16 protein-coding genes and 1 pseudogene are annotated in these 17,033 nt (G+C 66.5%); 13 read left to right on the top strand and 4 right to left on the bottom strand.

From position 1 onward, the window contains the following. Positions 1-22 precede the first annotated feature (22 nt). Together AR540_RS00080 and AR540_RS00075 are read left to right on the top strand one after the other, a co-directional pair. Positions 23-1,573, top strand: a complete 1,551-nt coding sequence (locus AR540_RS00080; RefSeq protein WP_059225829.1) for an amino acid ABC transporter permease/ATP-binding protein — start codon at positions 23-25, stop codon at positions 1,571-1,573. Beyond that, positions 1,570-2,322 carry a class II aldolase/adducin family protein gene (locus AR540_RS00075; RefSeq protein WP_059225828.1) on the top strand — a complete coding sequence of 251 codons (753 nt, stop codon included), beginning with the start codon at positions 1,570-1,572 and terminating at the stop codon, positions 2,320-2,322. The genes AR540_RS00080 and AR540_RS00075 overlap by 4 nt, the downstream gene beginning before the upstream one ends. Here the strand turns inward: AR540_RS00075 and AR540_RS00070 are convergent. After that, positions 2,319-3,479 carry an MFS transporter gene (locus AR540_RS00070; RefSeq protein WP_059225827.1) on the bottom strand — a complete coding sequence of 387 codons (1,161 nt, stop codon included), beginning with the start codon at positions 3,477-3,479 and terminating at the stop codon, positions 2,319-2,321. The two genes, AR540_RS00075 and AR540_RS00070, sit on opposite strands and share 4 nt — an antisense overlap. Further along, positions 3,479-4,012 carry a GNAT family N-acetyltransferase gene (locus AR540_RS00065; RefSeq protein ID WP_059225826.1) on the bottom strand — a complete coding sequence of 178 codons (534 nt, stop codon included), beginning with the start codon at positions 4,010-4,012 and terminating at the stop codon, positions 3,479-3,481. Before AR540_RS00065 ends, AR540_RS00070 begins: the two co-directional genes overlap by 1 nt. A 102-nt stretch (positions 4,013-4,114) precedes the next feature. Between AR540_RS00065 and AR540_RS00060 the strand changes: the two genes are divergently transcribed. The 7 genes from AR540_RS00060 (at position 4,115) to AR540_RS00030 (ending at position 10,445) form a co-directional block, all read left to right on the top strand. Then, the gene (locus AR540_RS00060; protein ID WP_059225825.1) at positions 4,115-5,002 is read left to right on the top strand and encodes a LysR family transcriptional regulator; all 888 of its coding nucleotides are present in this window, start codon (positions 4,115-4,117) and stop codon (positions 5,000-5,002) included. A 69-nt stretch (positions 5,003-5,071) separates the two neighbouring features. Beyond that, a complete protein-coding gene (locus AR540_RS00055) occupies positions 5,072-5,401 on the top strand; it encodes an ArsR/SmtB family transcription factor (protein WP_059225824.1) in 330 nt (109 codons plus the stop codon). A gap of 43 nt (positions 5,402-5,444) precedes the next feature. After that, a complete protein-coding gene (gene arsB / locus AR540_RS00050; protein ID WP_177339172.1) occupies positions 5,445-6,530 on the top strand; it encodes an ACR3 family arsenite efflux transporter in 1,086 nt (361 codons plus the stop codon). Beyond that, entirely contained in the window at positions 6,527-6,952 is a 426-nt protein-coding gene (gene arsC / locus AR540_RS00045; RefSeq protein ID WP_059225823.1) for an arsenate reductase (glutaredoxin), read from the top strand. Before arsB ends, arsC begins: the two co-directional genes overlap by 4 nt. A gap of 11 nt (positions 6,953-6,963) precedes the next feature. Then, positions 6,964-8,163, top strand: coding sequence for a chromate efflux transporter (gene chrA, locus AR540_RS00040; protein WP_059225822.1), 1,200 nt, complete (start codon positions 6,964-6,966; stop codon positions 8,161-8,163). Positions 8,164-8,336: 173 nt separating this feature from the next. After that, positions 8,337-9,605 (top strand): hypothetical protein, encoded by a 1,269-nt coding sequence (locus tag AR540_RS00035; RefSeq protein ID WP_059225821.1) that lies wholly within the window; start codon positions 8,337-8,339, stop codon positions 9,603-9,605. Between the two features lie 162 nt (positions 9,606-9,767). Next, positions 9,768-10,445 carry a type 1 glutamine amidotransferase domain-containing protein gene (locus tag AR540_RS00030; protein ID WP_059225820.1) on the top strand — a complete coding sequence of 226 codons (678 nt, stop codon included), beginning with the start codon at positions 9,768-9,770 and terminating at the stop codon, positions 10,443-10,445. A gap of 45 nt (positions 10,446-10,490) precedes the next feature. Here AR540_RS00030 and AR540_RS00025 read toward each other — a convergent pair whose 3' ends face one another. Then, on the bottom strand, positions 10,491-11,390 hold the full coding sequence (locus tag AR540_RS00025; RefSeq protein ID WP_059225819.1) for a LysR family transcriptional regulator: 900 nt from the start codon (positions 11,388-11,390) through the stop codon (positions 10,491-10,493). A 111-nt stretch (positions 11,391-11,501) separates the two neighbouring features. Here AR540_RS00025 and AR540_RS00020 point away from each other — a divergent pair, with 111 nt between their 5' ends. The 4 genes from AR540_RS00020 (at position 11,502) to AR540_RS00005 (ending at position 16,854) form a co-directional block, all read left to right on the top strand. Beyond that, on the top strand, positions 11,502-12,134 hold the full coding sequence (locus AR540_RS00020; RefSeq protein WP_059225818.1) for a DsbA family protein: 633 nt from the start codon (positions 11,502-11,504) through the stop codon (positions 12,132-12,134). 85 nt (positions 12,135-12,219) lie between these two features. After that, positions 12,220-12,423: a nuclear transport factor 2 family protein gene (locus AR540_RS25830; RefSeq protein ID WP_059225817.1), complete on the top strand. Its 204-nt coding sequence runs from the start codon at positions 12,220-12,222 to the stop codon at positions 12,421-12,423. 885 nt (positions 12,424-13,308) lie between these two features. Further along, positions 13,309-15,255 carry a putative bifunctional diguanylate cyclase/phosphodiesterase gene (locus tag AR540_RS00010; protein WP_059225816.1) on the top strand — a complete coding sequence of 649 codons (1,947 nt, stop codon included), beginning with the start codon at positions 13,309-13,311 and terminating at the stop codon, positions 15,253-15,255. A 240-nt stretch (positions 15,256-15,495) separates the two neighbouring features. Beyond that, on the top strand, positions 15,496-16,854 hold the full coding sequence (locus tag AR540_RS00005; RefSeq protein WP_059225815.1) for a DUF4041 domain-containing protein: 1,359 nt from the start codon (positions 15,496-15,498) through the stop codon (positions 16,852-16,854). Between the two features lie 59 nt (positions 16,855-16,913). Here AR540_RS00005 and AR540_RS26240 read toward each other — a convergent pair. Further along, positions 16,914-17,033 (bottom strand): annotated as a pseudogene (locus tag AR540_RS26240) (IS30 family transposase); the annotation flags it as partial.

The following is a 17,033-nucleotide window of genomic DNA, read 5'->3' as shown; positions in this document are numbered from 1 at the left end:
GCGACGACGCCTGGTGATCCCCATGCAATTCGATTGGCCCTACTTCTTCTCGCTGTTCTCCCTGCCGGCCTTCTGGAAGGCCTGCGTCACCGTGGTCCAGCTCAGCGGCCTGGCCTGGCTGATCGGGCTGGCGCTGGGCTTCCTGGTAGCCTCGGCGCGGCTGCACGGACCGGCCTGGCTACGCTGGCCCCTGGGCGGCTACATCTGGTTCTTCCGCAGCGTGCCCCTGCTGGTGCTGGTGGTGTTCGTCTACAACCTGCCACAGCTGCTGCCCATGAGCGGCCCGCTGCTGTCGAATCCCTTCATTTCCGGGCTGCTGGCGCTGGTGCTCACCGAAACCGCCTACATGGCCGAGATCCATCGCGGCGGCCTGCTGGCGGTGGCCAAGGGCCAACGTGAAGCCGGGCGCGCCCTGACCCTGGGGACGCTGAACATCCAGCGGTTGATCGTCATCCCCCAGGCCCTGCGCATCGCCCTGCCCACCCTGATCAACGAATACATCACCGTGGTCAAGCTGACCTCGCTGATCTCGGTGATCTCCCTGACCGAGATCCTCAAGGTCGGCCAGCAACTCTATGCCGCCAACTTCCTGGTGCTGGAGACCCTGGCCGCGGTGGCCGTCTACTACGTGCTCATCGTCACCCTGTTCGGCTGGCTGCTGCAGGCGCTGGAACGCTACCTGGACCTCGGCCGGCGCCGCCCGGGTACCCTCGACGGCCCCGCCGAAGCCGCCCTGAGGGCCGGCCTGCCCAAGGATGCCGGCCCACGCTTCCCCGCCCCCCGCCCGGGCGATCCGCCGGTGCTGGAGCTGCGCGGCGTGCGCAAGCGCTACGGTGCCCAGGAGGTGCTCAAGGGCATCGACCTCAAGGTCGGCCGGGGCGAGGTGCTGGCACTGATCGGCCCCTCGGGCTCGGGCAAGACCTCGCTGATCCGCACCCTCAACGGCCTGGAAAGCCTGGATGACGGCGAGATCCTGCTGTTCGGCGAAGGCTTCATCCGCGCCGGCGAGCGCACGCCCCGGCGGCGGCTGCGCGAAGGGCTGCGGCACCTGGGCATGGTGTTCCAGGGCTTCAACCTCTTTCCACACCTGACCCTGCTGGGCAACGTCACCCTGGCGCCACGCCAGCAGCGCGACGCCCAGGCGGGCGAACTACGCCAGCGCGCCCTGGCGCTGCTGGACAAGGTCGGCCTGCTGGCCCATGCCCACAAGTATCCGCACCAGCTCTCCGGCGGCCAGCAGCAGCGGGTCGCCATCGCCCGCGCCCTGGCCATGGCGCCGGACATCATGCTGTTCGACGAACCCACCTCGGCCCTGGACCCGGAGCTGGTGGGCGAGGTGCTCAAGGTGATCCGCACCCTGGCCGACGAAGGCATGACCCTACTGATCGTCACCCACGAGATGGACTTCGCCCTGTCCATCGCCGACCGGGTGATCTTCATGGAAAACGGCGTGATCCACACCGACGCCACGCCCGAGGCGATCCGTCAGGGCCACTGCGATCCGCGCATCCGCCAGTTCATGGGCCTGACCGCCCCCGCCGCCACCCCCGTCGCCGAGGAAATCACGACATGAGCACTGCCGACCTGCATCCTGGCGAATGGCAGGCGCGCTGCGAACTGGCCGCGCTGTACCGGCTGATCGCCCACTACCGCATGACCGACCTGATCGACACCCACATCACCCTGCGCCTGCCGGGGACGAGCGACCTCTTCCTGATCAACAGATACGGGGTGCCCTTCGAACGCATGACCGCCAGCGACCTGGTGCTGATCGACCTGGATGGCCAGGCGCAGCCCGGGCCCTTCGGCGACCAGTTGGTCAACGTCGCCGGCTTCGTCATCCACTCGGCGATCCACGCCGCCCGCCCGGACCTGCACTGCGTGATCCACACCCACACCGCGGCCGGCATGGCGGTGGCCGCCCAGCGCGACGGCCTGCTGCCGCTCACCCAGCATGCCCTGAAGTTCTATGGCCACCTGGCCTACCACACCTACGAGGGCATCGCCCTGTCGCTGGACGAACGCGCCCGACTGGTCGCCGATCTGGGCCCGCACAAGGCGATGATCCTGCGCAATCACGGCCTGCTGGTGGGCGGCGCCACCCCGGCGGAAGCCTTCCACGAGATCTATTTCCTGGAGCGCGCCTGCCAGGCCCAGGTCCAGGCCCTGGCCGGCGGGGTGCCGCTGCACCATCCCAGCGAAGCCGTCTGCCGGCACACCGCCGCGCAATTCCAGGCCGATGGCGCCGAGGGCCTGATCGACCTGGCCTGGCAGGCGGCGCTGTCGCTGATCGAGGACCAGCGCCCCGACTGGTGTCGCTAGCCCACCACCGCGTGCCGTCGTCCCAGCAGTCCCACGGCCGCCAGGGTCACCCCCAGGCTGACCAGCAGGCACAAGGCGAGCAGGCCGGGGGCGCCCCAGTGTTCCCGGGCCAGGGCGTAGCACCAGGGCGCCGCCGCCGAGAGCAGGAAGCTCGGCGCCAGGAGCTTGCCGGTCAGCCGGGCATAGAGGGCCCGGTCGAACAACTCCAGCGGCAAGCTGGCGCGCAGCACCGCCACCAGGCCATTGAGGGCGCCGTAGAGAAAGACGAAACCGGCAGTGAGGCCGAGATGGCCTTCGCTCGCCAGGGCCAGGGCGAAGCTGAGCGGCAATCCCAGGCCCAGCAGCAGATTGAGTTGACGCGCCGCCAGCCGCTGCCCGGAGGCCAGCTCCGCCAGCCGCGCGCAGACCTGGCCGATGCCCCAGAGCGCCGCCACCCCCACCGGCACGCCGCGCTCGGCCAGCAGCGCCGGCAGATGGGCCGACAAGCCCGCCGACAGGAAACCGATCAGCGCCATACCCGTGGCGAACAGCACCCCCGCCAAGCGTGGCGAGGCGTCGCCCGTCAACGCGGGCAGCGCGGCACTGGGCAGTCGCCCGCGCACATTGGGCAGCGGCAGCAGGAGCACCAAACCAGCCAGGGCGATACCGGCGTAGACCACCAGCCCCAGACGCCAACCCAGGGTCTCCAGCAGCCAGTGCCTCAGTGGCCAGAACACCGCCGAGGCCAGGCCACCGAGCAGGGTGATGCGTACCATCACTGCCCGTGAGCGCTCACCGGCCAACCGCGCCAGGGTGGCGAAGGCGGCGTCGTAGAGCGACAGCCGCATGCCCACGCCCAGGACCACCCAGGCCAGATAGAAGAGCGGCGCCGAGTGCGCGGCGGCCAGCCCCAGGCAGCCCAGGGCATCCAGCACCAGGCCGAGCTGCAGGGTCCGGCACCCCCCCAACCGCTCGATCAGTGCACCACTGAAAGGCGAGACCAAGCCCATGGTCAGCATCGCCAGGGAGAAGCCACCGTAGACCCAGCGCGCGTCCCAACCCAGCCCCGCCACCATCGCCGGTCCGTACACGCCTGGCAGGTAGAAGGCCAGCCCCCAGGCCAGCAGCTGCATCAGGCCCAGCTGCCAGATGGCGCGGTCGCTCGGCATCGGCGTCATCAGCGGCGGCCCGGCGTGCGATCACCCTCGCCCAGGCTGAGCTGCATCAGCACCGAATCGAGCCAGCGGCCGTGCTTGAAGCCCACCGCCTCGAAGGTGCCCACCGCGCGAAAGCCGAGGCGGCGGTGCAAGGCGATGGACGCCTGGTTGGCGCTGTCGCCGATCACCGCCACCAACTGCCGAAAGCCCGCTGCCGTGCAGCCTTCGATCACCTGCGCCAGCAATCTCTGGCCGATGCCCTGCCCACCCAGGCCGTCACGCACGTACACCGAATCTTCCGCCGTGTGGCGATAGGCCGGGCGCGGTCGATAGAGCGTGGCATAGGCATAGCCCACCACCTCGCCGTCCAGCACCGCCACCCGGTAGGGCAACCCGGCCGCGCGCACGGTGGCCAGGCGCCGGCCCAGTTCCGCCGCGTCGGGCGGCTCCACCTCGAAGCTCGCCGAGCCGTGCAGCACGTGGGGGGCGTAGATGGCCTGGATGGCGGGGAGATCGGCGGGGGTGGCGTCGCGCAGTTGCAGAGCGGTGTTCACGAAGGTTGTCCATCCAGGGAGTCGAAGAGGCGATCATGCCGGGACGAGCAGCCAAAGATAAAGCTATGCTCCGTTATCCCTCGTATAAGTGAAAACCTTGGCATGGCCGAGCTCAATCTCACTCAGTTGCAAACCTTCGTCCAGGTGGTCGCCACCGGCAGCTTTTCCGCCGCGGCCGATCGCCTGGGGCTGAGCCAGCCGGCGGTGAGCCTGCAGATCCGCCAGCTGGAACGACGGCTTGGCCTCAAGCTGCTGGAGCGTCTCGGCCGCAGCCTCAAGCCCACCGCCGCCGGTACCATCCTGCTGGACCATGCCGAGCGCATCCAGGGCACCGTGGACCAGGCGCTGCAGGCCCTGGCCAGCCACGGCGAGACCATCACCGGACGGGTCGCCATCGGCACCGGGGCCACCGCCTGCATCCATCTATTGCCGCCACTGCTGGGCCAGTTGCGCCAGCGCTTTCCCCAGCTGGACGTGCGCGTCAGCACCGGCAATACCCTGGACGTGCTGCGCGCGGTGGAGGACAACCGCCTCGACCTGGGCCTGGTCACCCTGCCCGCCAGCGGCCGCAACCTCCAGGTGGAGTCGCTGCTGGACGACGTCTTCGTCGCCCTGCTGCCACCGGCCAGCCCCCTGCCGCAGCGCCCCCTCGCCCCGCAGGACCTGGCCGAGACGCCGCTGCTGGCCTTCGAGACCGGCAGCAGCACCCGCTTATTGATCGATGACTGGTTCCGCCGCGCCGGCCAGGCCAGCCGCCCGGTGATGGAGCTGGGCAGCATCGAGGCGCTCAAGGAACTGGTGGCCGCCGGCCTCGGCTACAGCCTGGTGCCGGGCATCGCCGTGGCCACCGAGCATCATCGCCACGGCCTGCGCGTCCAGCCCGTGGCACCGCCGCTGACCCGCACCCTCGCCCTGGTACTGCGCCGCGACAAACCCCTGAGCCGTGCCCTGCAGCAGGTGCTGGAGGCGTTGCGGCAGCTGCGCAGCTGAGCGGGGCTCGACCGGGAAGCAACGGTGCGGTATCTTTCTATGATTCAACGATCCTTGTATTATCGAATCATGCACGAAGCCCTCGCCGTATCCGCCCTCGCCGCCCTCGCCGCCCTCGCCCACACCCAGCGCCTGCGGGTCTTTCGCGCCCTGGTGGTCGCCGGAGCGGATGGCCTCACACCCAGCCAGTTGGCCGACCAGCTCGGGGTCGCCCGCAGCAACCTGTCCTTCCACCTCAAGGAGCTGGCCACGGCCGGTCTCGTCAGCGTGGAGCAACAGGGGCGCAACCTGATCTATCGCGCGGCCTATGACCAGATGAACGCGCTGCTCGGCTATCTCACCGAACATTGCTGCGCCGGCGCCAACTGCGCGGTCAGCGACGCCGCGCGTTGCTGCTGATCCCCTTCGACCGCTGCCGACCCATTCCACCGCCAGGCCCATCATGAACAGTCCGTCCGCCTGCCCACCGGCAGCTCCCCACCTGAATACCTTCGAGCGCTACCTCAGCCTCTGGGTCGCGCTCTGCATCCTGGCCGGCATCGCCCTCGGGCAGTTGGCGCCAGGCCTCTTCCGCACCGTCGGTCGGCTCGAAGTGGCCCAGGTCAACCTGCCGGTCGGGCTGCTGATCTGGATCATGATCGTGCCCATGCTGCTCAAGGTGGACTTCGGCGCCTTGGGCCAGGTCCGCCGGCACTGGCGCGGGATCGGCGTCACCCTCTTCGTCAACTGGGCGGTCAAGCCCTTCTCCATGGCGCTGCTGGCCTGGCTGTTCGTGCGCCAGCTCTTCGCCGCCTGGCTGCCGGCGGACCAACTGGACAGCTACATCGCCGGCCTCATCCTGCTGGCGGCGGCGCCCTGCACCGCCATGGTCTTCGTCTGGAGCCGGCTCACCCAGGGCGACCCGCTGTTCACCCTGTCCCAGGTCGCCCTGAACGACACCCTCATGGTGTTCGCCTTCGCCCCCATCGTCGGCCTGCTGCTGGGGCTGTCGTCGATCGCGGTACCCTGGGCCACCCTGCTGCTCTCGGTGGTCCTCTACCTGGTGCTGCCGGTGATCCTCGCCCAGCTCTGGCGCCGCGCCCTGCTGCGCCGGGGCCAGGCCACCTTCGAGCGCACCCTGGCGCGCCTGGGCCCGCTTTCCATGGCGGCGCTGCTGGCCACCCTGGTGCTGCTGTTCGCCTTCCAGGGCGAGGCCATCCTGGCCCAGCCGCTGGTCATCGCCCTGCTGGCGGTGCCCATCCTGATCCAGGTGCTGTTCAATTCGGCGCTGGCCTACTGGCTGAATCGGCTGGTGGGCGAGGCGCACAGCGTCGCCTGCCCCTCGGCGCTGATCGGCGCCAGCAACTTCTTCGAACTGGCCGTGGCCGCCGCCATCAGCCTGTTCGGCTTCCACTCCGGCGCCGCCCTGGCTACCGTGGTGGGCGTCCTCATCGAGGTACCGCTGATGCTGCTGGTCGTGCGTCTGGTGAACGGCTCGCGCGCCTGGTACGAAGGCGGAGCCCCCTCCTCTCGTCGAGACCGGTCATGACCAGCGCCATCACGATCTACCACAACCCCGCCTGCGGCACCTCGCGCAACGTGCTGGGCCTGATCCGCAACAGCGGCGTCGAGCCGGAGGTCATCCACTACCTGGAGACCCCGCCCGACCAGGCACAACTGGAACGGCTGATCGACGCCCTGGGCATTCCGCTGCGCGACCTGCTGCGGCAGAAGGGCACGCCCTATGCCGAGCTGGGGCTGGACGATCCGCACCTGAGCGATGCCGAGCTGATCGCCGCCATGCTGCGCCATCCCATCCTGATCAATAGACCCATCGTGGTGACGCCCTTGGGCACCCGACTCTGCCGTCCTTCGGAGCGGGTGCTGGAGATCCTGCCCGATCCGCAGCGCGGCCCCTTCGTCAAGGAAGACGGCGAAGGGGTGGTACCTCCCGTGACGCCGCATAGCTGAGCCGGGCCGCCATGCAGCAGGCCCCTCGCGACCACGACAGTCCCTGGCAGGTCTTCCTGATCTTCCTGCGCCTGGGCTGCACCAGCTTCGGTGGCCCCATCGCCCACCTCGGCTACTTCCGCCAAGCCTTCGTCGTCCGCCGCCGCTGGCTGGACGAGACGGCCTACGCCGAGCTGGTCGCCCTCTGCCAGCTGTTGCCCGGCCCCACCAGCAGCCAGGTCGGCATGGCCCTGGGCCTGGGCCGCGCCGGGGGCTGGGGAGTGCTGGCAGCCTGGCTCGGCTTCACCCTGCCCTCCGCGCTGCTGCTGATCGGCTGCGCCCTGGGGCTGGCGCGGTATCCACAGCTGGCCGACTCGGGCGTCGTCCACGGCCTCAAGGTGTTCGCCGTGGCGGTGGTGGCCCAGGCGGTATGGAGTATGGGGCGGTCGCTGTGCCCGGATGCCCGGCGCCGCACCCTGGCGCTGATGGTCGCCGGCCTGATGCTCGGGCTGCCCGGGGTGGCAGGACAGCTGCTGGGGCTGGCCCTGGCCGCCCTGGTCGGGCGCTTCCTGCTGGCGGCGCCGACCACCCCGCCGGGCCTGGGCCAGGACCCTGGCCTGTCCCGCCGCCATGGTGGCCTGGCTCTGGTGCTCTTCGCGCTGCCGCTGGCGCTTCTGCCGCTGTGGACGGCGCTCACCGACACGCCTGGGCTCTCCCTGGCAGAAGGCGTCTACCGCGCCGGCGCCCTGGTGTTCGGTGGCGGCCACGTGGTGCTGCCGCTGCTGCAGGCAGTGGTGGTGCCCAATGGCCTGGTCAGCGATGCCCAGGTGCTGGCCGGCTACGGCCTCGCCCAGGCGGTGCCCGGCCCGCTGTTCACCTTCGCCGCCTACCTCGGCGCCCTGACCCCCAGCGCGCTGCCCTCCTGGCTGAACGGCCTGGTCTGGACGGCACTGATCTTCCTGCCCGGCGCCCTCGTCCTGCTGGCCGCCCTGCCGTTCTGGCAGACCCTGCGCCGGCACCAAGGCTGGCAGCGCGCCCTCGCCGGACTCAACGCCGGCGTCGTCGGCCTGCTGCTCGCCGCTCTCTACGATCCGGTCTGGACCGGTGCCATCCACGGTCTCGCCGATCCGCTGCTGGCCATGATCGCCCTGGCGCTGCTGCTGAGCACGAAGGGGTCGCCCCTGGTGGTCGCGCTCTTCGTCGTATTCGCCAGCGCCCTGCTGAACTTTTAGCAAACGACCGTTGGGCGGCGTGCCACTAGTGGCCCGATGAAATTGCGGAATGGTTCGCGGTGGGCCTGTGCAAAGGTAGGCAATGTCAGCGCGACGTTCGGCTGCCAAGACGCCTCGCGGTGTGCGAGCCCGTCCAGCGAGCGCTCGGCCTGCATGCATTAAGGATGACTGTCATGACCTACAAGAAATACGCGCTGGACTCCGATCACCCCCTCTTCGCCCAAACCCTCGCTGCCGCCCCGACGTTCGCCAGGGCTCCCCTGGCCGCCACGCCCGCCCAGCCTGCCGGCACCTTCGATGGCGTCACCTACTACGCCTTCCAGAGCAAGCCCAGTCTTACCCTCGACATCAATGCCACCCCCGAATACGTCGGCTTCGCCAAGACCTTCGATGCCCAGGGTCCGCACTACACCGCCGGCTCGACCCTGACCGAACTCAACCTGACCGGCCACTTCGAGCACCAGCTCACCCGCCTCGACGGCCATACCCGCGGCGCCACCGCCAGCGACCAGACCCTCGACTCGAGCATCAGCAAGCTCACCGTCAGCCTTACCGACACCGCGGACAACCAATTCCACGAAGGTGACCTCATCACCCTGGACAACTTCGATGGCCTGCAGACCTTCGACGGCTCCAAGTCCACCGTCGGCCTGTCCATCGACTTCATCAACGACTACACCCACGACGTCAGCTATGCCAGCCAGAGTGCCTTCCTCAAGAGCGTGACCACCGGCAGCGGCAAGGATCTGGTGAGCGTCAGCACCATCGCCGCCCCGGAGCTGGACAGCGTCGCCTCGCTCGCCAACTCCCGGGTCAAGGCCATCACCGTCGACAGCGGCGCCAACAACGACCAGGTCGCCGCCCACATCCAGCAGGCCGACGTTACCATCAATGCCGGCTCCGGCAACGACTTCGTCGACTTGCTGTTCACCAAAGGCGTGGCCGCCCACAACGCCAACCTGAGCGGTAGCTTCGGTCACGGGGCCACCATCACCCTGGGCGAGGGTCGCGATCACCTCACCGTCGTCGACCCCAACCTGGTCAACTTCGATGGCAGCAGCAGCGCCGCCGCCAATCGCTCCCTGGCGGCCAATCATGTGACGGTCACCGACTTCAAGGCCAGCGATGACAGCATCACCTTCGGCTTCGCGGTATACGACGAGAAAGCCGTGGTCACCATCCAGGACGCCACCCTGACCAAGGCGACCAGCCTGTTCGCCGCGCTCAACACCGTGAGCCAGTCCACCACCGGCCTGGTCAACGCCGCCGTCTTCCACTACGGCCAGGACACCTATGTCTTCCGCGACGCCGGCACCGAAGGCCAGGTCGACACCCAGGACTCCCTGATCCAGCTGGTGGGCATCCACAACCTCGACGACGTGGCCGGTACCGTCTCGGCCCGCGAGCGCTATGAACCGGGCGGAACGCTCGGCTGGGGTTGATCCGCGCTGACACCGCCTGGGCCGCCCGACCCGTCGTCCCGGACGACGGGTCGGGCGGCTGCTTCTGTGCGCTACTCCTGTGGCGTGCCGAAGAAGCCGGGCACTCGCGGCGAGGACCCGGGGTCTCTCTAGAGATACTCCTTCGACTTCGAGGAACGCGCGATGAAGATCCTGATGGTCCTGACCTCCCACGACCAGCTCGGCGACACCGGCAAGAAAACCGGTTTCTGGCTGGAAGAATTTACTGCCCCCTACTACGTCTTCCAGGACGCCGGTGCCCAGATCACCCTGGCCTCCCCCGCCGGTGGCCAACCGCCCCTGGACCCCAAGAGCGACGCTCCCGACGCCCAGACCGAGTCCACCGAACGCTTCAAGAACGACCCCGAGGCGCAGAAGGCCCTGGCCAGTACCGTCAAGCTGGCCGAGGTGCAGGCCGACGACTATGACGGCCTCTTCTACCCCGGCGGCCACGGCCCCCTCTGGGACCTTGCGGAATCCCGCGCCTCCATCGCCCTGCTCGAAGCCTTCGCCCAGGCGGGCAAGCCCTTCGCCCTGGTCTGCCACGCCCCCGGCGTGCTGCGCCACGTCAAGGCCGCCGATGGCACCCCGCTGGTCAAGGGCCGTACCGTCACCGGCTTCAGCAACAGCGAAGAAGCCGGCGTGCAGCTCACCGACGTGGTGCCCTTCCTGGTGGAGGACGAGCTCAAGCGCCTCGGCGCCGACTACAGGAAGGGCCCGGACTGGGGCGAATTCGTCCTCGAGGACGGCAACCTGGTCACCGGCCAGAATCCGGCCAGTTCGGAAGCCGCGGCGGATGCTCTCCTGACCAAGCTGGGTTAAGCGTCCTCCGCAGCGCCATCTGAACCTCCGCGCGGCGGAAGGCCGTCACGGCAGTGACATACGCCCTTCCGCCACCAGCATCTCGACGAAGGTGGTGACCTTGGAGGGACGGAAGCGCGCCGTGGGATAGACGGCGTGGATGCCTCCCGTGGGCAGCGACCACGCCGGGAGCAGCGTGACCAGCTCTCCGGTCGCGAGCCTGTCGGCCACGAGGAAATCCGGCAGGATCGACAGCCCGCCACCCGCCAGCGTCGCCGCCAGCACGGCTGGCGTGGCGTTGATCGAGAGCACCGGACGCAGCCGTAGCGTGCGCTGTTCGGCAGCGCCCCGGGCGAAGCGCCAGGTCAGGGGGTCCTTGAGGGCGCCGTTGGCGATGAAGGGGGCGGTCGCCAGTTCATCCGGATCGCCGAGGGCCAGGCTCCTGGCCAACTCCGGGGTAGCGACCAGCAGCTGGCGGAAATCGCCCAGGCGCCGGGCATGCAGGCTGGAGTCTTCGAGCCAACCGACACGGATGGACAGGTCGATCTGGTTGGCGACCAAGTCGATCCGGGTGTCAGACAGGATCAGCTCGACCTGGCACGCCGGATAACGCCGGGCAAAGGCCGCCGCCAGCGGTGCGATCCTGAAGGCGCCGTAGTCGTTGGAGGCCGCCACCCGCAGCACCCCGCTCGGCTCAAGGCTGGCACGGGTGACCTCGCCGATGGCGTCCTCGGCCTGGCGCAGGATGCTCACACTGCGCCCGTGCAGCAGCCGTCCGGCTTCGGTGGGCTCGACCCGGCGGGTCGTGCGCATCAGCAGCGCCGTCTGCAACTCCGCTTCGAGCTTGGCCACCTGCTGGCTGACGACGGTCTTGGTGATGCCGAGCCGTTCGGCCGCCCGGGTGAAGGACCCCGTGTCCACCACGGCGGCGAAGTAGGCGAGTCGGTTGAGATTGACGGCGTCCATGCGACTCCACTCGATTGTAAGCCAATGACTTACAGACTGTAGCATTGCACAGGATTTATCCAACAGTACCGGTTCGCTAAGGTGGCTGCACCTCTTCAGGAGCCACCCACCATGCGCATCACCTACCTCTTCGACCCCCTCTGCGGCTGGTGTTACGGAGCGAACCCGGCCTTGGAGCGCCTCGCTCGCCGCAGCGACGTCACCCTGCAACTTGCCCCCACCGGCCTGTTCGCCGGCGAGAATGCCCGCCCCATGGATGCGAGCTTCGCCGCCTATGCCTGGCAGAACGACCAGCGCATCGAGCGTCTCACCGGGCAGGCGTTTTCCACGGCCTATCAACGGCAGGTGCTCCAGGCGACCACCGCCCGCTTCGACTCGACGCCGGCGACCCTTGGCATCGTCGCCGTGGGCCTGACCGAGCCGGAGCGCGAACGCGAGGCCCTGCGAGCCCTGCAACAGGCCCGCTACGTCGACGGCCTGGATAACGCCCTGCTCGCCGTGGTGGCCGAGGTCCTGTCCACCGCCGGCTTCCCCGAAGCCGCCCGCCGTGTGCTGGCGCCCGATGCCGAATTGCTCGACGCCTATGAGGCGCGCCTCGCGGCGGCCCGGCGCGAGATGGCGCGCTTCGGCGCCCAGGGCGTGCCGACCCTCGTCATAGAAGACGCCAAGGGCAGTCGCCTCCTGCCGAGCAGCGTGCTGTTCGGCGAACCGGCAGCCCTGGCCGCCCAGCTGAGCGCCGACTGAAACGCCCCATGACCACTGCCCCCAGACCACCCGCCTGACCTGGACCCACTTCCCCGCCGGGGAGAACGGTTTCTTCCGCGCCCCGGTGCTGCTGACCGGCCCGAGCGAGGCCCTGCTGATCGATGGCGGCTTCACCTACCCCGACGGCCAGGCCTTGGCGGACGCCATCAAGGCCACCGGCAAGACCCTGACCGCCCACTTCGCCCATCTCTACCAGCTGCGCAACGGGCGGATCATCCGCATGCAGCAGTACGTCGACTCCGCACTGGTGCAGCGGGCACTCGACTGAGTCGGGCACGGTAAGGGTGAGCGGTAGCACTCGGGGGCGGCGCTGACGTCCCTGCTGGGCCTTTGCCCAACATCGCTCGAGTTTGTCCCTGCTCAGGGCTTGTCTGAAAAGTCGCAAGGAGAAGGTCAGGCAGGGCGAGAATCAGCGAGGAAGCGCAGCGGGCTCGCGGACGAAGGCTCTAGACGAAAATGCCTGCGCTCGGTGATGCGGCGTCAAACATCAGCTGGAATGCCAGCTCAGTCGGAACGCTCGTTCACCACTCGTACACTCCGCTTCCTCGCCGATTTCCGTCTTGCCTGACCGTCGCTCGGCGACTTTTCGTACAGAGCCTGGGAAGGGTCAGATTCCGCTGGCCGCCCGGCCGGGCGGGCGATCCTGCCGATTTCCAACGCAAGCACTTTTCAGAGCCTGTCTCTACCAGCCCCAGGATCACTCCTACCAATCCTCGCCGTCCGCGTGGTCGTCGGTGACGCGGCCGGAGACCTTCTCCAGCGACTCGTCGGTTAGCGTCCAGCGATGGATCGCGACCAGGACGGCCAACGCGGACGAAGCCGAAGAGCAGTCCACCCAGAGCCCAGTTGCCGCTGATCGCCCCTGGAGGTCCATACCCGCACCTGGTATCGGACTCAAGGATCTGCCGCGGCACAGTACCAACTGCCCCAGATTCCCCCCATCAGCCTTTGCCTGAGCGGCGGCTCGACCGCTTGTAGCCACAACGACCGACTGACCTGACGAAATCAAAGTGCCACCAGTCGCAAAGACTGCAGAAATCTGCGGATCGGCCGACACCCTCCCATAAGCGCAGCGCCTAGCCCTGCTCCGCCCAGGCCGGAAAGGAAGATTCGTTCGGTTGTTTACCTGGTCGTTTTTTCAGAGCGTCGCCTGATGAAGAAACTATTGCTCGGCGTGCGAGCCCTGCTGTCCGTGCCCCAGGACAACCCTGGCCTGGTCAGGGCGCAATACCTCGCGCTCTCGCGCCAATTGCCCATGATGTACTTCATCCTGCTGACCAACACCCTGATGCTGGCCGGTACCCACTATGCCGTCGCGCCACGCTGGCTGGTGGTCTACTGCCCGTTGATCATGACGGTGTTCGGCGTGATCCGTGCGACGGAATGGCTACGCACGCGCCATCGGCCGCGCAGCCCGGCGCAGATGCTGACGGCCTTGAAGCGCACCAATGGACTCGCGCCGATCGTAGCCACGGCCTTCACTGCCTGGTCACTGGCGCTGTTTCCCTATGGCGACAGCTACACCCAGGCGCATGTCGCCTTCTATATGGCGATCACCGTCATCGGCTGCATCTTCTGCATGATGCACCTGTTGCCCGCGGCCCTGGCCACCACCGCCGTGGTCAACACGGCCTTCGTGGTGTTCTTCGCCTCCACCACCATCGTCACCTTCGTGGCCACGGCGATCGACGTCCTGCTGGTGTCCATCGCCATGCTGATCATTCTCAAGGCGCAATACACCGACTTCACCCGCCTGGTGAACATGCAGGCGCACACCGCCAAACTCGGCGAGGAAAATCTCAAACTGGCCAACCAGGACAGCCTGACCGGCCTGGCCAATCGACGGCAGTTCTTTTCCCGTCTCGACACCCTGCTGTCCCGCGCCCGCAAGCAGGAGACACGCCTGGCCGTGGGGCTGATCGACCTGGATGGCTTCAAGCCGGTCAACGATCTCTATGGCCATAGCGTGGGTGACCGGCTGCTCCATCAGGTGGGCCAGCGCCTGAGCGGACTGCTCGACGACGAGGTGCACCTGGCCCGCCTGGGCGGCGACGAATTCAGCCTGATCATCACCAAGGCCCTGAGCGACGACGAGCTGCGCGCCTTCGGCGAGACCCTCTGCGCCAGCCTGCGCGAGCCCTTCCTGCTGGTGGACATCCCCATCCAGATCAGTGGCTCCCTGGGCATCGCGACCTTCCCAGACCAGGCGGCCTCCGCCACGGACGTCTACGAATACGCCGACTACGCCCTCTACCAGAGCAAGCGCCACCGCCGCGGTACCGTCTGCCTGTTCAGCGCCGCCCATCGCCAGCAGCTCCACCGCGCAGGCCTGACCGAACAGGCTCTGCGCCGTGCCGATCTGGAGCGAGAGTTCTACATGGTGTTCCAGCCCATCGTGGACCTTCACAGCAGGCAGACCGTGGCCTTCGAAGCCCTGGCCCGCTGGGAAAGCCCCGAGCTGGGCCACGTGCCACCCGGTGATTTCATCCCCATCGCCGAGCGCGTCGGCATGGTCAATCGCCTCACCCTACCCTTGCTGAACAAGGCCCTGCACGCCGCCGCGCGCTGGCCTGCGGGTATCCGCCTGGCCTTCAACCTGTCCGCCCACGACTGTGGCTCGGAAGACGCCGCCCAGCAGATCGTCGAACTGATCAAGCACAGCGGCTTCGACCCAGCCTGCCTGGATCTCGAAATCACCGAAACCGCCGCCATCCAGGACCTGCCCCAGACCCAGCGCGCCATCAGCCGCTTTCGCGAACTGGGCTGCGGCATCTCCCTCGACGACTTCGGCACCGGCTACTCCAGCCTGAGCCAGATCCACGCCCTACCCCTGACCAAACTCAAGGTGGACCGCACCTTCGTCACCAACCTCCACCTCGACCCCGCCAGCCTGAAGATCGTCAGATCCCTGATCGCCCTGTGCCAGGACATGGAGCTGGAATGCATCGTGGAAGGGGTGGAAACCGCGGAAGAGCTGGGTGCGCTGAAGAACCTTGGCTGTACCAGGGCGCAGGGTTATCTGTTCGCCAAGCCGATGCGGGCGAGTGACATTAGGGGTTGGTTGGAGGGGGAGCATTTGGGCGAGGTGCTGGCGGTTTGACTCGTGGGGGGTATCAGGTGCGACGCGAGGTCATATCCAAGCAGCGACCTCTGGCTCAGCCACGTCCGTTCAGCTGTAATCCCGCAATATTTTCAGTCTGGTTACACCTGTTCGCACCAAGGAGGAGGAGCGATAACTTGTTCTTTTTGAGCTTCGCACCGAGATGCTTTAAAGAGTGTTACAACACGCCTCTCGTGCTTTCTGATATATGCGATCCGACTAACAGCGAGGAAGGACACCATGCCTTTTATTGACTATTGGAAAGGCCCAGCACACCGGCAGCGTGCGGAGGCTCTGGAAGCCCAGCTCGCGGAGCTACACGCCAAATATTCGCACTTGCAGACGCTCATTACGCAAATAGGTGCCATGGACGTGGTAAATGTCCAGAACCTTGTTGAGCAAGAGAAGGTGAGGCTGGCGGCTGTTCGCGAACAAACTCAGCGATCAGAACGGGAGCTGGCAGCGCTTGCCCAGCGCTCCACTGATCTGCAAGAGCAGATACTTATCTGGGAGGAGACAGTCCTCCTAGAGAGTTTTGCGCTCTACGAGCCAAGGTTTAAGCTAACCACTAGCCAAGAGTACAAGGCTCGCCTGGATAGCGTCCGCGATCGACAGAAGGTTATGATCAAGAATGCACAGGCCGCAACCGGCAACATGCAATGGACCGTGAACAATAGCCAGGCGCAAGGCCGAAAACTTGTGAACGACATGATCAAGCTGGTGATTCGCTCTTTCAACAACGAAGCGGATGCTTGTGTAGCCAACGTAAAATTCGACAACGTTGAGCTTGGGGAGAAGCGAATCCTCAAATCGTTCGAAGCCTGCAATCGGCTCGGCAAGATCATGAGTGTAGAGATATCTGGTATTTACCTCGACCTCAAGCTCGACGAGCTTTATCTTGCCCATGAGTTTCAGATTAAGAAACAAGAAGAAAAGGAAGAGGCAAAACGTGCCCGCGAAGAGCTTCGAGAGCAACAGAAGCTGGAGCAAGAAATTCGCTCGGCGCGGGAGAAAATTGCTAAGGAGAAGAAGCACTTTACGGTTGCTATGCGCGACCTTCAGGCTCGTCTTGAGCAAGCACAATCGGATGAAGAGCGTTCAGCGCTACTAGTGAAGCTAGCCGAAATTGAAGCTGGTCGAGCCGAGCTAGAGAGCGAGGAAAAGCTCATTGATTATCGCGAGCAGAATGCCAAAGCCGGATATGTGTATGTGATCTCTAACCTTGGGGCATTCGGTGAAGGTGTTTACAAGATAGGCATGACACGCCGTTTGGAACCTATGGACCGAGTAGACGAGCTAGGTGACGCCTCTGTGCCATTCTGGTTCGATGTGCATGCCATGGTTTTCTCGAATAATGCACCCGCGTTAGAAGCAAAGCTGCACGACCACTTTGCATCAGGCCGGCTCAACAAGGTCAATGGGCGTAAAGAATTTTTCCGGGCTGACATTGCTGAGATCGAGAGAATCATTCGGGAAAATTATGATGCTGTTGTGGAAGTCACCCACGAGGCGGCGGCAGAGCAGTACCGTGAAAGTCTTCGCATGGCTCTTCCTAAGCCGGCTATTCAGCAAGCAGAGCGAATAGCCGCACGAGCATAAGGTGCGCCCGCTATGGGTCGGTAGGGGTACTTCACAAACGGCAGTCTCCGACTGTGGATTCAACCGGTCGACGCAACAGCGTGGTTAAAACACTCGGCGGGAGTCGAGTACCCCAGGGTCTTTCTGGGACGCTCGTTTAACTGCCGAGCCACTTCATCCAGTTCGTCCTGCGAATAGAG

The organism is Pseudomonas sp. EpS/L25, assembly GCF_001512295.1.
In the GTDB taxonomy this organism is placed as follows: Bacteria; Pseudomonadota; Gammaproteobacteria; order Pseudomonadales; family Pseudomonadaceae; genus Chryseomonas.
The sequence above is the reverse complement of the archived record's forward strand: the minus strand, read 5'-3'. Positions and strand labels throughout refer to the sequence as shown.